16 protein-coding genes are annotated in these 15157 nt (G+C 33.6%); 7 read left to right on the forward strand and 9 right to left on the reverse strand.

Annotated features, from left to right (window positions below):
• Positions 1-390 precede the first annotated feature (390 nt).
• From thrS to J3495_RS11870, 7 genes are all read left to right on the forward strand, one after another.
• Entirely contained in the window at positions 391-2337 is a 1947-nt protein-coding gene (thrS, locus tag J3495_RS11840; RefSeq protein WP_210666767.1) for a threonine--tRNA ligase, read from the forward strand.
• Between the two features lie 22 nt (positions 2338-2359).
• Entirely contained in the window at positions 2360-2911 is a 552-nt protein-coding gene (gene infC / locus J3495_RS11845) for a translation initiation factor IF-3 (RefSeq protein ID WP_160376746.1), read from the forward strand.
• A gap of 133 nt (positions 2912-3044) precedes the next feature.
• Positions 3045-3242, forward strand: coding sequence for a 50S ribosomal protein L35 (gene rpmI, locus J3495_RS11850; RefSeq protein ID WP_007810722.1), 198 nt, complete (start codon positions 3045-3047; stop codon positions 3240-3242).
• 174 nt (positions 3243-3416) lie between these two features.
• The gene (gene rplT, locus J3495_RS11855) at positions 3417-3761 is read left to right on the forward strand and encodes a 50S ribosomal protein L20 (RefSeq protein ID WP_007810721.1); all 345 of its coding nucleotides are present in this window, start codon (positions 3417-3419) and stop codon (positions 3759-3761) included.
• 147 nt (positions 3762-3908) lie between these two features.
• Positions 3909-4481 (forward strand): Crp/Fnr family transcriptional regulator, encoded by a 573-nt coding sequence (locus J3495_RS11860; protein WP_210666768.1) that lies wholly within the window; start codon positions 3909-3911, stop codon positions 4479-4481.
• A gap of 76 nt (positions 4482-4557) precedes the next feature.
• Positions 4558-4992: a carboxymuconolactone decarboxylase family protein gene (locus J3495_RS11865; protein WP_210666769.1), complete on the forward strand. Its 435-nt coding sequence runs from the start codon at positions 4558-4560 to the stop codon at positions 4990-4992.
• Between the two features lie 257 nt (positions 4993-5249).
• The gene (locus J3495_RS11870; protein ID WP_210666770.1) at positions 5250-6053 is read left to right on the forward strand and encodes an endonuclease/exonuclease/phosphatase family protein; all 804 of its coding nucleotides are present in this window, start codon (positions 5250-5252) and stop codon (positions 6051-6053) included.
• Here J3495_RS11870 and J3495_RS11875 read toward each other — a convergent pair whose 3' ends face one another.
• The 9 genes from J3495_RS11875 to J3495_RS11915 form a co-directional block, all read right to left on the reverse strand.
• Positions 6054-7313: an asparagine synthetase B gene (locus J3495_RS11875; protein ID WP_210666771.1), complete on the reverse strand. Its 1260-nt coding sequence runs from the start codon at positions 7311-7313 to the stop codon at positions 6054-6056.
• A gap of 346 nt (positions 7314-7659) precedes the next feature.
• The gene (locus tag J3495_RS11880; protein WP_210666772.1) at positions 7660-8325 is read right to left on the reverse strand and encodes a response regulator transcription factor; all 666 of its coding nucleotides are present in this window, start codon (positions 8323-8325) and stop codon (positions 7660-7662) included.
• A gap of 88 nt (positions 8326-8413) precedes the next feature.
• Positions 8414-9205, reverse strand: a complete 792-nt coding sequence (locus J3495_RS11885; protein ID WP_210666773.1) for a sensor histidine kinase — start codon at positions 9203-9205, stop codon at positions 8414-8416.
• A 70-nt stretch (positions 9206-9275) separates the two neighbouring features.
• Positions 9276-9737, reverse strand: coding sequence for a hypothetical protein (locus J3495_RS11890; protein WP_229974791.1), 462 nt, complete (start codon positions 9735-9737; stop codon positions 9276-9278).
• A gap of 181 nt (positions 9738-9918) precedes the next feature.
• Positions 9919-10305 (reverse strand): hypothetical protein, encoded by a 387-nt coding sequence (locus J3495_RS11895; RefSeq protein ID WP_210666775.1) that lies wholly within the window; start codon positions 10303-10305, stop codon positions 9919-9921.
• A gap of 131 nt (positions 10306-10436) precedes the next feature.
• Entirely contained in the window at positions 10437-11981 is a 1545-nt protein-coding gene (dnaB, locus tag J3495_RS11900) for a replicative DNA helicase (RefSeq protein ID WP_210666776.1), read from the reverse strand.
• A gap of 140 nt (positions 11982-12121) precedes the next feature.
• Positions 12122-13075, reverse strand: a complete 954-nt coding sequence (locus J3495_RS11905; RefSeq protein WP_210666777.1) for an acetyl-CoA carboxylase carboxyltransferase subunit alpha — start codon at positions 13073-13075, stop codon at positions 12122-12124.
• A gap of 112 nt (positions 13076-13187) precedes the next feature.
• A complete protein-coding gene (locus J3495_RS11910) occupies positions 13188-14075 on the reverse strand; it encodes a DMT family transporter (protein ID WP_210666778.1) in 888 nt (295 codons plus the stop codon).
• Positions 14062-15150 (reverse strand): LptF/LptG family permease, encoded by a 1089-nt coding sequence (locus tag J3495_RS11915; protein WP_210666779.1) that lies wholly within the window; start codon positions 15148-15150, stop codon positions 14062-14064. The genes J3495_RS11910 and J3495_RS11915 overlap by 14 nt, the downstream gene beginning before the upstream one ends.
• Positions 15151-15157: the final 7 nt, after the last annotated feature.

Consider the following 15157-nt stretch of genomic DNA (forward strand, 5'->3'; position numbering starts at 1 on the left):
TTTACAAACCCTTTTTTAACCAATTCGAAACTACACCTAAACAACACTTTTTTCTCCTTAACACCATATTTAAACCTTTTAAAACGTTTTAATCGTGAATGCAAAGGCGATATCTTTTCGTTTGTATACAATATTATAGTATTAAGCACAAGTCTTCCCATGACAACAACTCCCCTAGCCCTGATAGAAGTGGAAATCCTTTTGTGACGGCGTTCGGAACAAAAGATTGAAACGAAGAGCAGGAAATAGCTCCTCAAAAAAATACATTATATAATAGATACCTATGTATACACTACAAAATACAACCTTATATATAATGTATAAACTTCTACATATATATTGTATGTATTTTTGTAATGCGCTATATTTGCATTCACAAAATTATAAACAATGATTAAGATTACTTTACCCGATGGGTCGATTAGAGAGTTTGCTTCAGGCGTAACTCCGATGGAGGTTGCTAAAAGCATTAGTGAAGGATTTGCAAGAAACGTGATTTCGGCAGCCTTTAATGGTACAACTATAGAAACCGAAACTCCATTGACGACCGACGGTAGTCTTGTTTTATATACTTGGAATGATGCTGAGGGAAAAAAAGCTTTCTGGCATTCGACTTCGCATGTGATGGCTCAAGTTCTTGAAGAACTTTATCCCGGAGCAAAGTTAACTCTTGGTCCAGCGATTGCAAATGGATTTTATTATGATGTGGATTTTGAAGGAGGAAAAATCACAGAAGCTGATTTTAAAAAAATTGAAGATCGTATTTTAGAAATTTCGAGAGAGAAACACGAATTTAAGATGCGCCCTGTTACAAAAGCAGCAGCATTGGAATTATATAAAGATAACGTTTACAAGACAGAATTGATTTCGAATCTTGAAGACGGAACGATTACTTTTTGCGATCATGCTACTTTTACTGACTTATGTCGTGGTGGACATATTCCGAATACCGGAATCATCAAAGCGGTAAAAATCATGAGCGTAGCCGGTGCTTATTGGAGAGGTGACGAGAAAAACAAGCAATTGACTCGTGTTTACGGAACTTCTTTTCCTAAACAAAAAGACTTGACTGAATATCTGGAACTCCTTGAAGAGGCAAAACGCCGTGATCACAGAAAATTAGGTAAAGAACTTGAATTGTTTGCTTTCTCGCAGAAAGTTGGACAAGGCTTACCTTTATGGTTACCTAAAGGTGCTGCGTTAAGAGATCGTTTAGAGCAATTTTTAAAGAAAGCTCAAAAGAAAGCAGGTTACGAGCAAGTAGTTACTCCACATATTGGTCAGAAAGAACTTTATGTAACTTCAGGACATTATGCTAAATATGGTGCAGATAGCTTCCAGCCGATTAATACACCAGCGGAAGGCGAAGAGTTTTTATTAAAGCCGATGAACTGTCCTCATCACTGTGAGATATACAATGTAAGACCTTGGTCATATAAAGATTTACCAAAGCGTTATGCTGAATTTGGTACTGTATATAGATATGAGCAATCTGGAGAATTGCACGGTTTGACTCGTGTAAGAGGGTTTACTCAGGATGACGCACACATTTTCTGTACTCCAGAGCAATTGGATGAAGAGTTTAAAAAAGTAATTGACTTAGTATTATATGTATTTGGTTCGTTAGGTTTTGAGAATTTTACTGCTCAAATCTCATTAAGAGATAAAGAGAATAGAGATAAATATATTGGTACAGATGAAAATTGGGAGAAAGCCGAAAACGCAATTATCAACGCTGCAGCTGATAAAGGATTGAATACAGTAGTAGAATATGGCGAGGCTGCTTTTTATGGCCCGAAGCTTGACTTTATGGTAAAAGATGCCTTGGGCAGACAATGGCAATTAGGAACAATTCAGGTAGACTACAACCTTCCTGAGCGTTTTGATTTGACTTACAAAGGTGCTGATAATGAATTACATCGTCCAGTTATGATTCATAGAGCTCCTTTTGGATCTATGGAACGATTTATCGCAATTTTACTAGAACATACTGCAGGAAATTTCCCTCTTTGGCTGATGCCGGAACAGGCTATAATATTGTCTTTGAGCGAGAAATATGAAATATATGCTAAAAAAGTTTTAGATTTGCTAGAAAATCACGAAATTCGCGCCCTAATTGACAACCGAAACGAGACAATTGGTAAGAAAATTAGAGATGCAGAAATGCAAAAAACACCATTTATGCTGATTGTTGGTGAGGAAGAGGAGAAAAACGGAACAATTTCTATTCGTCGTCACGGACAAGAAGGAAAAGGGAATATTACAGTTACAATTGAAGAATTTGTCGCAATTGTAAACGAAGAAATAAAAAAGACATTAAAAGTTTTTACAGTTTAACTTAAATTATAAAGTCATAGCAATAAGAAGCAACAGAGGTTATCAACCTCGCGTAGAAAAAAAGGATGCACACAGAATAAACAACCTTATTCGTGGTGTACAAGAAGTAAGACTAGTAGGTGAAAACATCGAGCCCGGTGTATTTAAACTTGCTGAAGCTTTGCGATTAGCAGACCAGTTCGAATTGGATTTAGTAGAGATTTCTCCTAATGCTGAGCCACCGGTTTGTAAAATCATGGATTACAAGAAATTTGTTTACGAACAAAAGAAACGTGACAAGGTTTTGAAAGCTAAGTCATCTCAGGTTGTCGTAAAGGAAATCAGATTTGGTCCTCAAACAGATGAACACGATTACGAATTTAAAAGAAAAAATGCTGAAAAGTTCCTTAAAGAAGGTGCTAAATTAAAAGCATTTGTATTCTTTAAAGGACGTTCTATCATCTATAAAGATCAAGGACAGATTTTATTATTACGTTTGGCTACAGATTTAGAAGAACATGGTAAAGTAGAAGCTATGCCGGTTTTGGAAGGAAAGAGAATGATTATGTTCATTGCTCCTAAGAAAAAGAAATAATTATTTGCTGTAAGCAATAAGCAATAAGCCAAAAGCAAATAGTTAATTTAAACTTTTGCCTAAAGCCTAAAGCCTAAAGCTTAAAGCTTTTGAAAATATAAGTAAGTAAGAATAAATTAAAACACTAGGAAAAATGCCTAAAATGAAAACAAAATCTAGCGCCAAGAAACGTTTTAAAGTTACTGGTTCTGGAAAGATTAAAAGAAAGCATGCTTTTAAAAGTCACATCTTGACTAAAAAATCTAAAAAACGTAAATTAGCTTTGACACACTCAGCGCTAGTTCACTCTACAGATATGAAAAGCATCAAACAACAATTAAGAATTATTTAATTAAGTCTTAAAAGTTGAAAAGTCAAAAGTCTTAAAGACTTTCGACATTCAACTTCAAAAACTTTTGACTAATAATCTTTAGGTTAAAAAAATATTTAAATATAACCTTGGAGTATGGCTTTTAAGTTCCTTTGATTTAATTCAGGACGCCTGCTACAAAAACACATTAAAATTATGCCAAGATCGGTAAATTCAGTTGCTAAAAGAGCAAGAAGAAAAAAAATAATGAAGCAAGCCAAAGGTTTCTTTGGTAGACGTAAAAACGTTTGGACAGTTGCTAAGAATGCAGTAGAGAAAGCAATGTGCTACGCTTACCGCGATAGAAAACAAAATAAAAGAAATTTCCGTGCATTATGGATTCAACGTATCAACGCTGGAGCTAGATTGGAAGGAATGTCTTATTCTCAATTCATGGGGAAAGTAAAAGCTAACGGAATCGAATTGAACCGTAAAGTTCTTGCAGATTTAGCAATGAATCACCCTGAAGCTTTCAAAGCAATACTTAACAAAGTAAAATAAACGTTTTATAAACTCAATTTAGATTACTTACTTATCATAGAAAACCCATTCGTCTCGACGAGTGGGTTTTTGCTTTTAGGAACCTTTACAACCTGCATTAGTCCTCAACCGATTTTATATTTATCTTTATCATAAATTCAATTCAACATGCACGCCGTACTTCTTGAACACATTCAAAAATTTATAACCTTAGAGCCTTCAGAAAAAGCTATTTTGGACTCTTCTCTAATACTTTCTAAAATTAAAAAGAAAGAACATGTTCTGAGAGAAGGAGAAATTGCTAACACTATGTATTTTGTTACCAAAGGCTGTTTTCGACAATACATCATCAATACTAAAGGAACTGAACAAACACTACAATTTGCCATTGAAAACTGGTGGATTACCGACTATCTAAGTTATCATAATCATGTTCCGTCACACTTTTACATTCAAGCAATTGAAGACACAGAAGTCATTGCAATTGAAAAAAAATCGTTTGAATCATTGCTACTTCAAATTCCGAAACTCGAAAGGTATTTTAGAATTATCTCGCAAAAAACATTTGGAGCCTCTCAAATGCGCATCAAATTTCTGTTTACTATGTCTGCAGAAGAAAGGTATCGTCATTTTAAAAATGTCAATCCCGATTTTGTACAGCGCATTCCTCAATATATGTTGGCCTCCTATCTTGATTTTTCGGCAGAATTTATGAGTAAAATCAGAGTTGGAAAGGTATAATTGTTTCTTGAAGTAGTTCAAGTTTTTTGAAGAAATATTCCAGGAACTTTGTATCAAACTTTAAATAACAAACAAAATGAAAACAAGAATTGTTATCCCAACAGTGGCACCCGAAGCGTATCAAGCCTTAATGAATTTAGAAAAATACATTGCTACTACTTCATTAACACCAACACATAAAGAGTTAATCAAGATTAGAGCTTCGCAACTAAATGGATGTGCATTTTGCATTAACATGCATACTGCAGATGCTAGAAAACAAGGCGAAACAGAGCAACGAATTTATCTGGCAAATGCATGGAGAGAAGCTGATATTTATACCGAAGAAGAAAAGGCAATCTTTGCATTAACTGAAGAAATTACCATGATTAGTAATCATGTTTCGAACGAAGTATATGAAAATGCAGCGCGTTTATTTAGTGATAAATATTTAGCAGAAATCATTTTGATGATCATTACCATCAATTCATGGAACAGATTCGCCATTACCACAGGATTAAGAGTTGCATAATTTCAAAAAAACACTCTTTTTGTAAACCCTCTATTTTGGAAGGTTTGCTTTTTTTAAAAATACAAATCAAAATTTAAAGAATCGAAAGTAAAACAAATCTAAAAATTAGTTACCTTTTAAAAAATGGCAAACTCTTTGTGTTAGAGATTTAAAATAGTGTAAAAAATCAAACGCTTAAAAAACATATTTTTTGAAATAATACAAAACCGTAAAACTCGCTTTTTGAATTGAGTATATTTGAAACTTTTTAAGCCCATATGAGAAAACTTCTTTTACTTTTTATACTTCTATCACATACCCTCCTATTTTCTCGAACCAAAATAATATCATGGAATTTAGAAAATTTCGGTAAGTCAAGATCTACTGCTGAGTTATTATTTATCGCCAATACAATAAAAGATTACGACATAATAGCCTTGCAGGAAGTTGTGGCGGGTTATGGCGGCGCACAAGCTGTAGCAAACCTTACGAGTATATTAAACACAAAAGGTTCTTCATGGGATTACAGCATTAGTAACCCCACCAGCAGCAGCGCTTATAAAACAGAACGTTATGCTTTTATCTGGAAAACAAGTAAAGCAAAACTAAAACAAGACGCTTGGCTGGAAAAAAAATACCATTTAGAAATTGATCGCGAACCGTATTTTGCAACTTTTGAAATTGGCAAAAAAAACATCACACTGGTCAATTTTCACGCCATAACCAAAAGCAAACAGCCAGAGACTGAGATAAAATATTTTAAGTTTTTGCCGCAGGAATACCCTAATTTGAATCTACTCTTCATGGGGGATTTCAACTGTCCTCAATCTCATTCTGTATTCAATCCTTTAAAAAAAGCAGGCTATACGTCTATTTTACAAAATCAAAAAACATCTTTAAAGCAAAAATGCCAAACAAATAATTGTCTGGCATCTGAATTTGATAATATGTTTTATAACATAAATAGCATTAATTATATAAATTCTGGAGTGATTTCGTTCTATACAAAATTCAACACCTTAAAAGAGGCTCGAAAAATATCAGACCACATTCCTGTTTGGTTTGAATTTTCTATAAAATAATTATGTTTTAAGTTTTTTCTTTCTGGCTGCTGGAAATAAAACATTATTCAGAATCAAACGATATCCGGGAGAGTTTGGATGCAAATCCAGCACTGTTGGAGGATCGCCCACCTGATGCTGAAAATCTTCAGGATCATGACCTCCAAAAAAAGTAAACATTCCTTTTCCTTTTTCGCCATGAATATAGCGAGCTTCGCCATTTAATTCACAAGTTCCCATGACCAAAACATTGGATTTTATTAGAGCCGAATCAAAAGAAGTCGTTTGTCCCATAAAACCTTTTACCAACTGTGTATGATTTTGGCATAACATACTGGGAATAGGATCCCACTTTGCTGAGAATTCCATCAAAGAAAAATAATCTTTATCTGGTGGTACACGTCTTTTAGTGGTCATATCAATATCTGAAAACTCATATTGCTCAGGTCTGCGTTCTAATGTAAAATTTTTGAAAGCGAATGAATTACCAAAATTCAACTTCGACTGATAATTAGGTTCACTGGCATCGCCATCAAACATTGCTTCGCAAATATCAACTCCGTCTGCAGAAAGTGCAATATCAAAGCTATCCGTTGCAGAACACATTGCAAACATAAAGCCTCCACCGATAACAAAATCTCTTATTTTTTTGGCTACAGCACCTTTTTCTTGTGACACTTTTGGATATCCCAGTTTGGTCGCCAAAGCTTCAGAATCTCTTTTTTGATCAATATACCAAGGCGTATTTTTATAAGCAGCAAAAAATTTTCCGTATTGCCCGGTAAAATCTTCGTGATGCAAATGCAGCCAATCATAAAGTAGCAACTGATCGCTTAAAACTTCTTCATCATAAATCGGTGTAAAAGGAATCTCTGCGTAGGTCAAAACCAATGTCACGGCATCATCCCAAGGTTGTTTTCCTTTGGGAGTATAAACAGCTATTTTTGGTGCTTTTTCGAGTACAACCGACTCCATATTTTGCGAAGGACTTGAAATTTCATCTAAAATAGAAGCCTCTTCATTATCTGAAAGTATTTCGAAACTCACACCACGAATTTGACATTCTTTACGGATTTCCTCAACATCAGGCAACAAAAATGAGCCCCCACGGTAATTGAGCAACCAACTTGCTTTATAATCTTTACTTAAACACCAATAGGTTATACCATAGGCTTTTAGATGATTTTGTTGTGTTGTTTCATCCATTGGAAGCAAAATAAACGAGGCATTTGCATTTGCGGAAATAAAGAAAATAAGGATATAAAGCAGCAACTTATTCATTACAAAACTATTTTAAGTAAAGATATAAAGTAAGCTCTAAAAATAACACAACATACTCTTAATAATTACGCGCGTCTCTGAAAAATTATTCTACTATTTAAAATAAAAGCAAATTTTTAAAAAACAGGTAAATATACCTACTAAAAAAAAATATTTTATAAGTAATTTTACTTTTAGTAAGAAATCAAATATAAATCACGGAAATTATTAGTTATGAAAATCAATGAAAGCAATAACCAACCGGAAGGTCTAAATCTAATACAAAAAATAGGTTTATTTTTTCTCGTATTAACGATTATTTTATATTACGCACTGTCTATTCAATATCTTGCAAGCTAAACTATTTTTAAATAGCCAAAACTGCAATTTCATTCTGAATAGCAAAGACTACCAAACCGGCAATATTTCTGGAATCGGTTTTGAGTAATAAATTATTGCGATGTCCTTCTACCGTTCTGGGGCTTAAGAAAAGTTCTTCGGCAATTTCAGAAGTTGTTTTTTGCAGGCATATCAGTTGAAGAATTTCTATTTCGCGAGGCGATAAAAAACCTGTTTCTAAATTTCCTTTACAATTTTTAACAGAAACTATCGTCTCTTGCATTGTTTTTAAGATGTTATCGCTGTAATAAAAACCTTTTTTAGCAACTTCATTTATGGTATGAATTAGGTCTTTTGGGGTAGTATTCTTTATTAAGTAAGCAACCGCACCAACATGTATCATATTGGTGATAAATGATTTTGTATCATAACTGGTTAATGCAATAATTTTGATTTCTGGAAAATTATTTCTGATAATTCGGGTTGCTTCCACCCCATTCAGGACGGGCATTTTCAAATCCATAACAATAATATCAGGTTTGTTTTCAACTTCATTCAAGCTTGAAATCAGTTCTTCACCATTTGAAGCTTCAAAAACAATTTCGATATTCTGTTCTCTTTGCAATAAAAAAGAAATTCCCTTCCGAAATAAAATTTCATCATCGACCAAAGCAATTTTAATAGCCGTACTCATTTGGTTTTGTTTTTGGTTTTTGGTTTCGTAGTATTTTTCGAAATTACAAAATATGATTCTAAAATTAACTACTTTTCTTAATAATTATCTAAAAAGTAAAACTAACCGCAATTCCGTGGTCGATTTGTGAGCTGATTTTAATAGTTCCATTCAAAAAAGAAACCCTGCTATCGATATTTTTCATTCCCAATCCTTTGTAGTCTGCCACTTTTGTATCGTCAAATCCTATTCCGTTATCTTCGTAATTGCACGTGGCAATTCCGTTAATATCTTTAAAATAAATCCGAATTTCAGTCGCTTTTCCGTGTCTGAGAGAATTATTCATTAATTCCTGCAAAATACGAAACACGTGCAAATGCCGATCGATATCCTTTTTATCAAAATTTATCTCATTGGTATACTGCACTTTTACGGCTTTACTGCTTTCAAACTCCTCACACAATTCTTCAACACCTGCGTGAAGTCCGAATTTTTCAAAAACAGGCGGCAACAAATTATGCGCTATTTTTCTGGAATTATCCAAAGCTTTCGCCGTTAGATTAATAATGTTGTCAGTTATCTCTGCAGTTTCTTTTTCGGTGAGGTTGGGTGAATTTAAAAGATAGCAATTAAGAGAAACGACATTGAGTTTAGAACTTATATCGTCATGCAAATCTTGCGCAATTCGTTTGCGTTCTTCTTCCTGCGTGATAATTACAGCATGCAACTGTTCTTTTTGGTATTGAATTTCTAAATCTCTTTTTTCAAGTTCTTTTTGTGTGATTTTTTTTCTTGAATAATAAAAAAACAGCACTAGCACTAGTCCCATTAATAGAAAAGAAACACAACTAAAAATAACGGTAGCAACAATTTCGCCTTCTGGAATTGGTTTTAAAATCATCTATTACTATTTTTAAAGATCATTAAAATACAATAAAAGCCTTTGACTATTGGTGTCAAAGGCTTATTTTTTATTCTAGTACTTTTTCTTTTTTGCTTTTTGAAAAACTTACTTTCCATTCGTATAATATAAAAAGCTGATAAATAGCATACAAAACGACATTTAATGTCCATGTTATGAAGCTAAATTTAGCACTAAAATTTGTAGTAAGATTTCCTACCAGAAATAATATTGTACTTCCAAATAAATACATTATTACTCCCATATTGATAAAGTAGAACTCTTTTTTTTCGTCCAGCATGTTATAAAAATGAAACGTTGCGTAAATAATTATTAAAAACGAAGTGATAAAGATTTCATACAAATTAAATTTGAGAAACAGCTCTGGTTTTACAGTATACTGAATGACTAAAGTTGATAAGACCAAAATTAAACCAATGCGGATTACTTTCTTCTGAAAATCACCTTTTACTAATTTTGAATAAAACAAACTCAACATTATAAATTGCCCAATAAAATAAAAATGCGACAAAAAAAGGTTGTTATTGTACAATCTAAAACATGTATAAGTAGCAATCTGAACACAGACTATAACAAATATATAGCCTGTGAAAATTTTATATACCTTAGTTTGCTTAGAATAATGTAGCGCATACAAAATAAAGTTCAGTAAAAGCAGAGCATACCCTAAATTTACAAAAAATAATCTCATATTATTGGTTCATAGGACTATTCACATCACCAACTTCAGGAGGGCTAGGCTGCGAGAAATCATAGATTCCAGAATCTGTTTGAGCCATTTTTTGAGCTGTTCCGTAACCAGGAATAAGATCTACATAAATTCCAGTTTCAGGATCTCTTTTAGTACCTACAATCATTATCGTTTGTTCACCTTTGTTGTTAATTCCGATATAAGCCCTAGCGGCATCAATATCTTGTGCTAAAACTTTTTCAAGATTTACTTTAGGGATCAAATAAGAATTGACTTTTTTCTTAATATCTGCTTCTCCTGAAGTATCTTTCCATTTCTTTACCCATTCTTGAGCATCTGCCAATGAAATTTGAGTGTTTTGATCTTCGAATTCGTAATTTTCTGCCATAATTCATGTTGTTTTTGGTTGTTACTAATAAGCGATTGTTTAAGTCATCGCTTTGCTAAAATATCGAATTTTATTTAATAAATTAACATTTGTACATAAAAAAAAGCCTCGTAAAAGGCTTTTAAATTTTATTAAAAAGGAACATCGCTATCGTCATCGTCATCATTCAAATTACTGCCAAATGCGTCATTGGCCGACGGTAGATTTTTAGTGATAAACGGATTATCATCATGATTCATTTTGGATGGCAAATCATCGTAACCACCTGTGAAATCCTCTAGATTATCAAATTTACCTAAGTTTCCTATAAATTTTAATCGAATATTTTCTAAACCACCATTACGGTGTTTGGCAATAATAAATTCTGCCTGACCTGCCGTTGGGGATTGTTCGTCATCATCCCATTCTTCAATTTTATAATATTCAGGACGATAGATAAACGAAACGATATCGGCATCCTGCTCGATAGCTCCAGATTCACGAAGATCCGACAGTAAAGGTCGCTTACTCGAACCACGTGTCTCTACCGCACGCGATAACTGCGAAAGTGCAATAACCGGAACGTTAAGCTCTTTTGCCAAGGCTTTTAAGTTTCGCGAAATCGTCGAAATTTCCTGCTCACGATTCCCTCCTCCTTTACCACTTCCTCCGGCGGTCATCAACTGCAAATAATCGACGATGATCAATTTGATTCCGTGTTGCGATGCCAAACGACGGCATTTTGCACGTAAATCAAAAATAGAAAGCGAAGGTGAATCATCAATAAATAAAGGAGCTTTTTCTAAATCTTTTACTTTGGTACTTAGCTGTTCCCACTCGTGTTTTTCAAGTTTTCCAGTTCTCAATTTTTCTGAAGACAAACCAGTTTCAGAAGATATAAGACGTGTAATCAACTGTACCGATGCCATCTCCAGAGAAAAAACCGCTACAGGATGTCCAAAATCAATAGCAACATTTCTTGCCATCGACAGTACAAAAGCTGTTTTTCCCATACCTGGACGTGCCGCAATAATAATTAAATCCGACGGCTGCCATCCAGAAGTAACCTGATCTAATTTTTCAAAACCTGTCGCCACTCCACTCAGGCCTTCTTTTCCTGCAATTTCTTCAATACGCTTTTTGGCTTGCAGCACCAAACTTTGAGCAGTTTCTGAACTTCGTTTGATGTTTCCTTGAGTTACCTCGTATAATTTTGATTCGGCTTTGTCCAGCAAATCAAAAACATCTGTAGTTTCGTCATAGGATTCTTCGATAATTTCAGAAGAAATTCTAATCAAACTTCTCTGAATATATTTTTGAAGTATGATTCTGGAGTGAAACTCAATATGCGCTGATGACGCAATTTTTTGCGTAAGCTGAATTAAGTAAAAATCGCCTCCTGCTAATTCCAGTTTTCCGTTTTTCTTTAGTTGTGTCGAAACAGTCAACAAGTCAATTGGCTGAGTTTCGGTAAAAAGCTGTACAATTGCTTCAAAAATATATTTGTGCGCATCTTTATAAAAAGCGTCTGGCTGCAAAATATCAATTACGTCATCAACCCCTTTTTTATCAATCATCATTGCCCCAAGTACAGCTTCTTCTAAATCAAGTACTTGAGGTGGTAATTTCCCTTTTTCTAAATTAATGATAGTTGTTTTATCAACCTTTATAGGGTTTATATTTTTGAAATTTTCCATATTGCGAAAGTAACGAATTTTAAAAAAATATCGTTGTAGAGTTGTTAGTAATAAATGTTTATAAATAAGTATTTTTTGTTTATAACCAAAAAAAAATCCGAAACAGCAAGGCTTCGGATTTTAAATCATTTTTGATGATTTTACTCTTTATATTCACCCATATTGCTGTATTTGTCCATTCTTTGGGCAATTAAGTCAGCTGTTGATAAGTCTTTTAATTCGTTATATCCTTTAGTAATATATTCTATCACCGTTTTGAAAGTCGTTTCTCTGTCATAATGTGCTCCTCCTAATGGTTCAGGAATAACATCGTCTACTAATTTTTGTCTTTTCATGTCTGATGAAGTTAGCTTTAGAGCGTCGGCTGCACGCTCTTTGTACTCCCAGCTTTTCCATAAAATAGAAGAACATGATTCAGGAGAAATAACAGAATACCATGTGTTTTCTAACATAAAAACTCGGTCTCCAACACCTATTCCTAAAGCTCCACCAGAAGCACCTTCACCTACAATAATAGTAATAATTGGCACTTTCAAACGAACCATTTCAAGAATATTTCTGGCAATAGCTTCACCTTGTCCGCGTTCTTCGGCTTCTAATCCCGGATAAGCACCAGGAGTATCAACCAAAGTCAAAACTGGAATTCCGAATTTTTCTGCCATTTTCATCAAACGCAAAGCTTTACGATATCCTTCTGGGTTGGCCATACCAAAATTTCTGTACTGACGTGTTTTGGTATTGTATCCTTTTTGCTGACCAACAATCATAAACGACTGCCCGTTTACTTTACCTAAACCACCCACCATCGCTTTATCGTCTTTAAAACTTCTGTCTCCATGAAGCTCTAAAAAAGTATCACCGCAAATGGCTCTGATATAATCTAAAGTATAAGGTCTGCTAGGATGTCGGGACAACTGGACACGCTGCCAAGCCGTTAGATTTTTATATATTTCTTTTTTAGTTTGTTCTAATTTTTTGTTGATTTCCTTGCAAGTAGGCGTTACATCAACATCAGATTCTTTTCCAATAACAACACACTTTTCTAATTGTTCTTCAAGTTCTTTTATTGGAAGCTCAAAATCTAAATATTCCATGGATTTTTGAATTTTGTTTGTAAATCGAACCGCAAATATAAAAATATTATACTATTCGTGTGATTAATTTGTATTTAAAATATAAAAATGCAATTTAAAAATAAGTAAAATATTACACTTTAGTCTTATTTTGATAATGTTTAAAAACGCCATTTAAAATAACCGTAATTACGATTATAATGGCACCAATATAAAACTCAGTACTCATTTTTTCTTTTCCTCCCAAAATAAAATAAGCCAAAATAATTCCGTAAACAGGCTCAAGATTAGTGGTTAACATTACGGTATAAGGCGTTAGTTTTTGCATCACTTTTACTGAAGCTGTAAAAGCATAAGCCGTACAAACGGAAGCCAAAAGCAATAGTAAAAGCCAGTTATTTAAAGACATTGAAAAAAAGTCTGCGTTGAATTTTCCTTGCACTAAAAAATAAATAGAAATAAAAAAAACTCCTGCACCAAACTCATAAAAGGTAATCACTGAAGGTTCATGATCAGAGATTAATTTTCCATTCATTAAAGTAAATAATACACCCAAAATTATCGAAGCTAAGGCATAATACATACCATTTAGATATTTTACTTCTACTTGCATAATGAGTGCTAAACCTCCAATAATTATCAATCCGAAGAATACTTCGTACCATAAAATTTTTCGACCATAAAATAACGGTTCTAACAAAGAGGCAAAAAAGGCTCCTAGCGAAAAGATCGACAGCGTAATGGACACATTGGAAACATGAATAGCTTTAAAAAAGAAAATCCAATGCAAAGCGATCAATAATCCGACAAAAATTAGCTTGGCAAAAGATTGCATCGAAATAATAAACGATTGCTTTTTATACACAATAAAACCAGCCAGAAAGATCCCAGCCAAGAACATTCTGAACCATACCAAATTTTCGGCATCGATGGTAATCAAAGCACCGAGAATGGCGGTAAAACCCCAAATAAAAACTATAAAGTGAAGATTCAGGTAACTTTTTAAATTATCGTTTCGCATTACGTAATAGGTAAATTGCCATAATTCCGAAGAAAATATTCGGAAACCAAACGGCTAATAAAGGTGAGAAAGTAGATTTTTCGGCAAGAGTACCAAATATTTTATCAAAAAACACAAACGAAAAAGCAATAGCAATTCCTATGGCCAGATTCATTCCCATACCGCCACGACGCTTCATAGCCGAAACAGCAACGGCGATAATGGTCAGGATAAAAGCCGAAATTGGCACACTAAATTTTTTATAAAGAACCACCAAATACGTATTAATATTTCCAGAACCTCTCTTTTTTTCTTTATCGATAAAATCAATTAATTTACCCAAAGTAAGAGTTTCAGCAATGTAGACCACCGGAGTTAAATCTTCTAACTCAAACTTAAAAGCGACATTTTTTTCAGGAGCTTTTTCGATCACATCATTCAGATCACCTAGAGTTCTTTTGGTATAATCGTAAAGTGTATACGTTTTACTTTTTGGGTTGAATTTGATGCGGCTCGCAGTAATTTTATATTTTAATTTGTCTTTTTCAAAATGTTCCAAAGTAAAATTAAAAGCCGTTTTAGACTCATCATTAAAACTATTTACAAAAATAAAATCATTATCATTTACCTGTCTGTAAACATTGGTGTTTTCGCCCCGCATGAGCTCTTTCCCGTTCCCTTTTAAATACGTATATCTAAAATTATTAAAGCCTTCACTTGCGGCAGGAACAATAAAAAAACCCATCAAAAGCACAAAAACCGAAACGATAGATGCACCAATAATGTAAGGTCTTAAAAAACGTGTAAACGAAATTCCGGAACTTAAAACCGCAATAATCTCGGTATTGTTAGCCAGCTTAGAGGTAAACCAAATCACCGATAAAAACAAAAAAATCGGAAACAGAGAATTAGCAAAATAAACCGTAAAATTGTAATAATAAATCGCAATTGCAGTAAAAGGAATTTTATTTTCTAACATTTTATTCACCTTTTCAGAGACATCAATTACAATTCCAATCGGAATAAATAACAGTATCATCACCGAGAAAGTGGCTAAATATCTTTTTAAAATATACTTATCTATTATCGTCAGCATAGCAACA

This window comes from Flavobacterium geliluteum (genome assembly GCF_017948595.1).
GTDB lineage: Bacteria > Bacteroidota > Bacteroidia > Flavobacteriales > Flavobacteriaceae > Flavobacterium > Flavobacterium flavipigmentatum.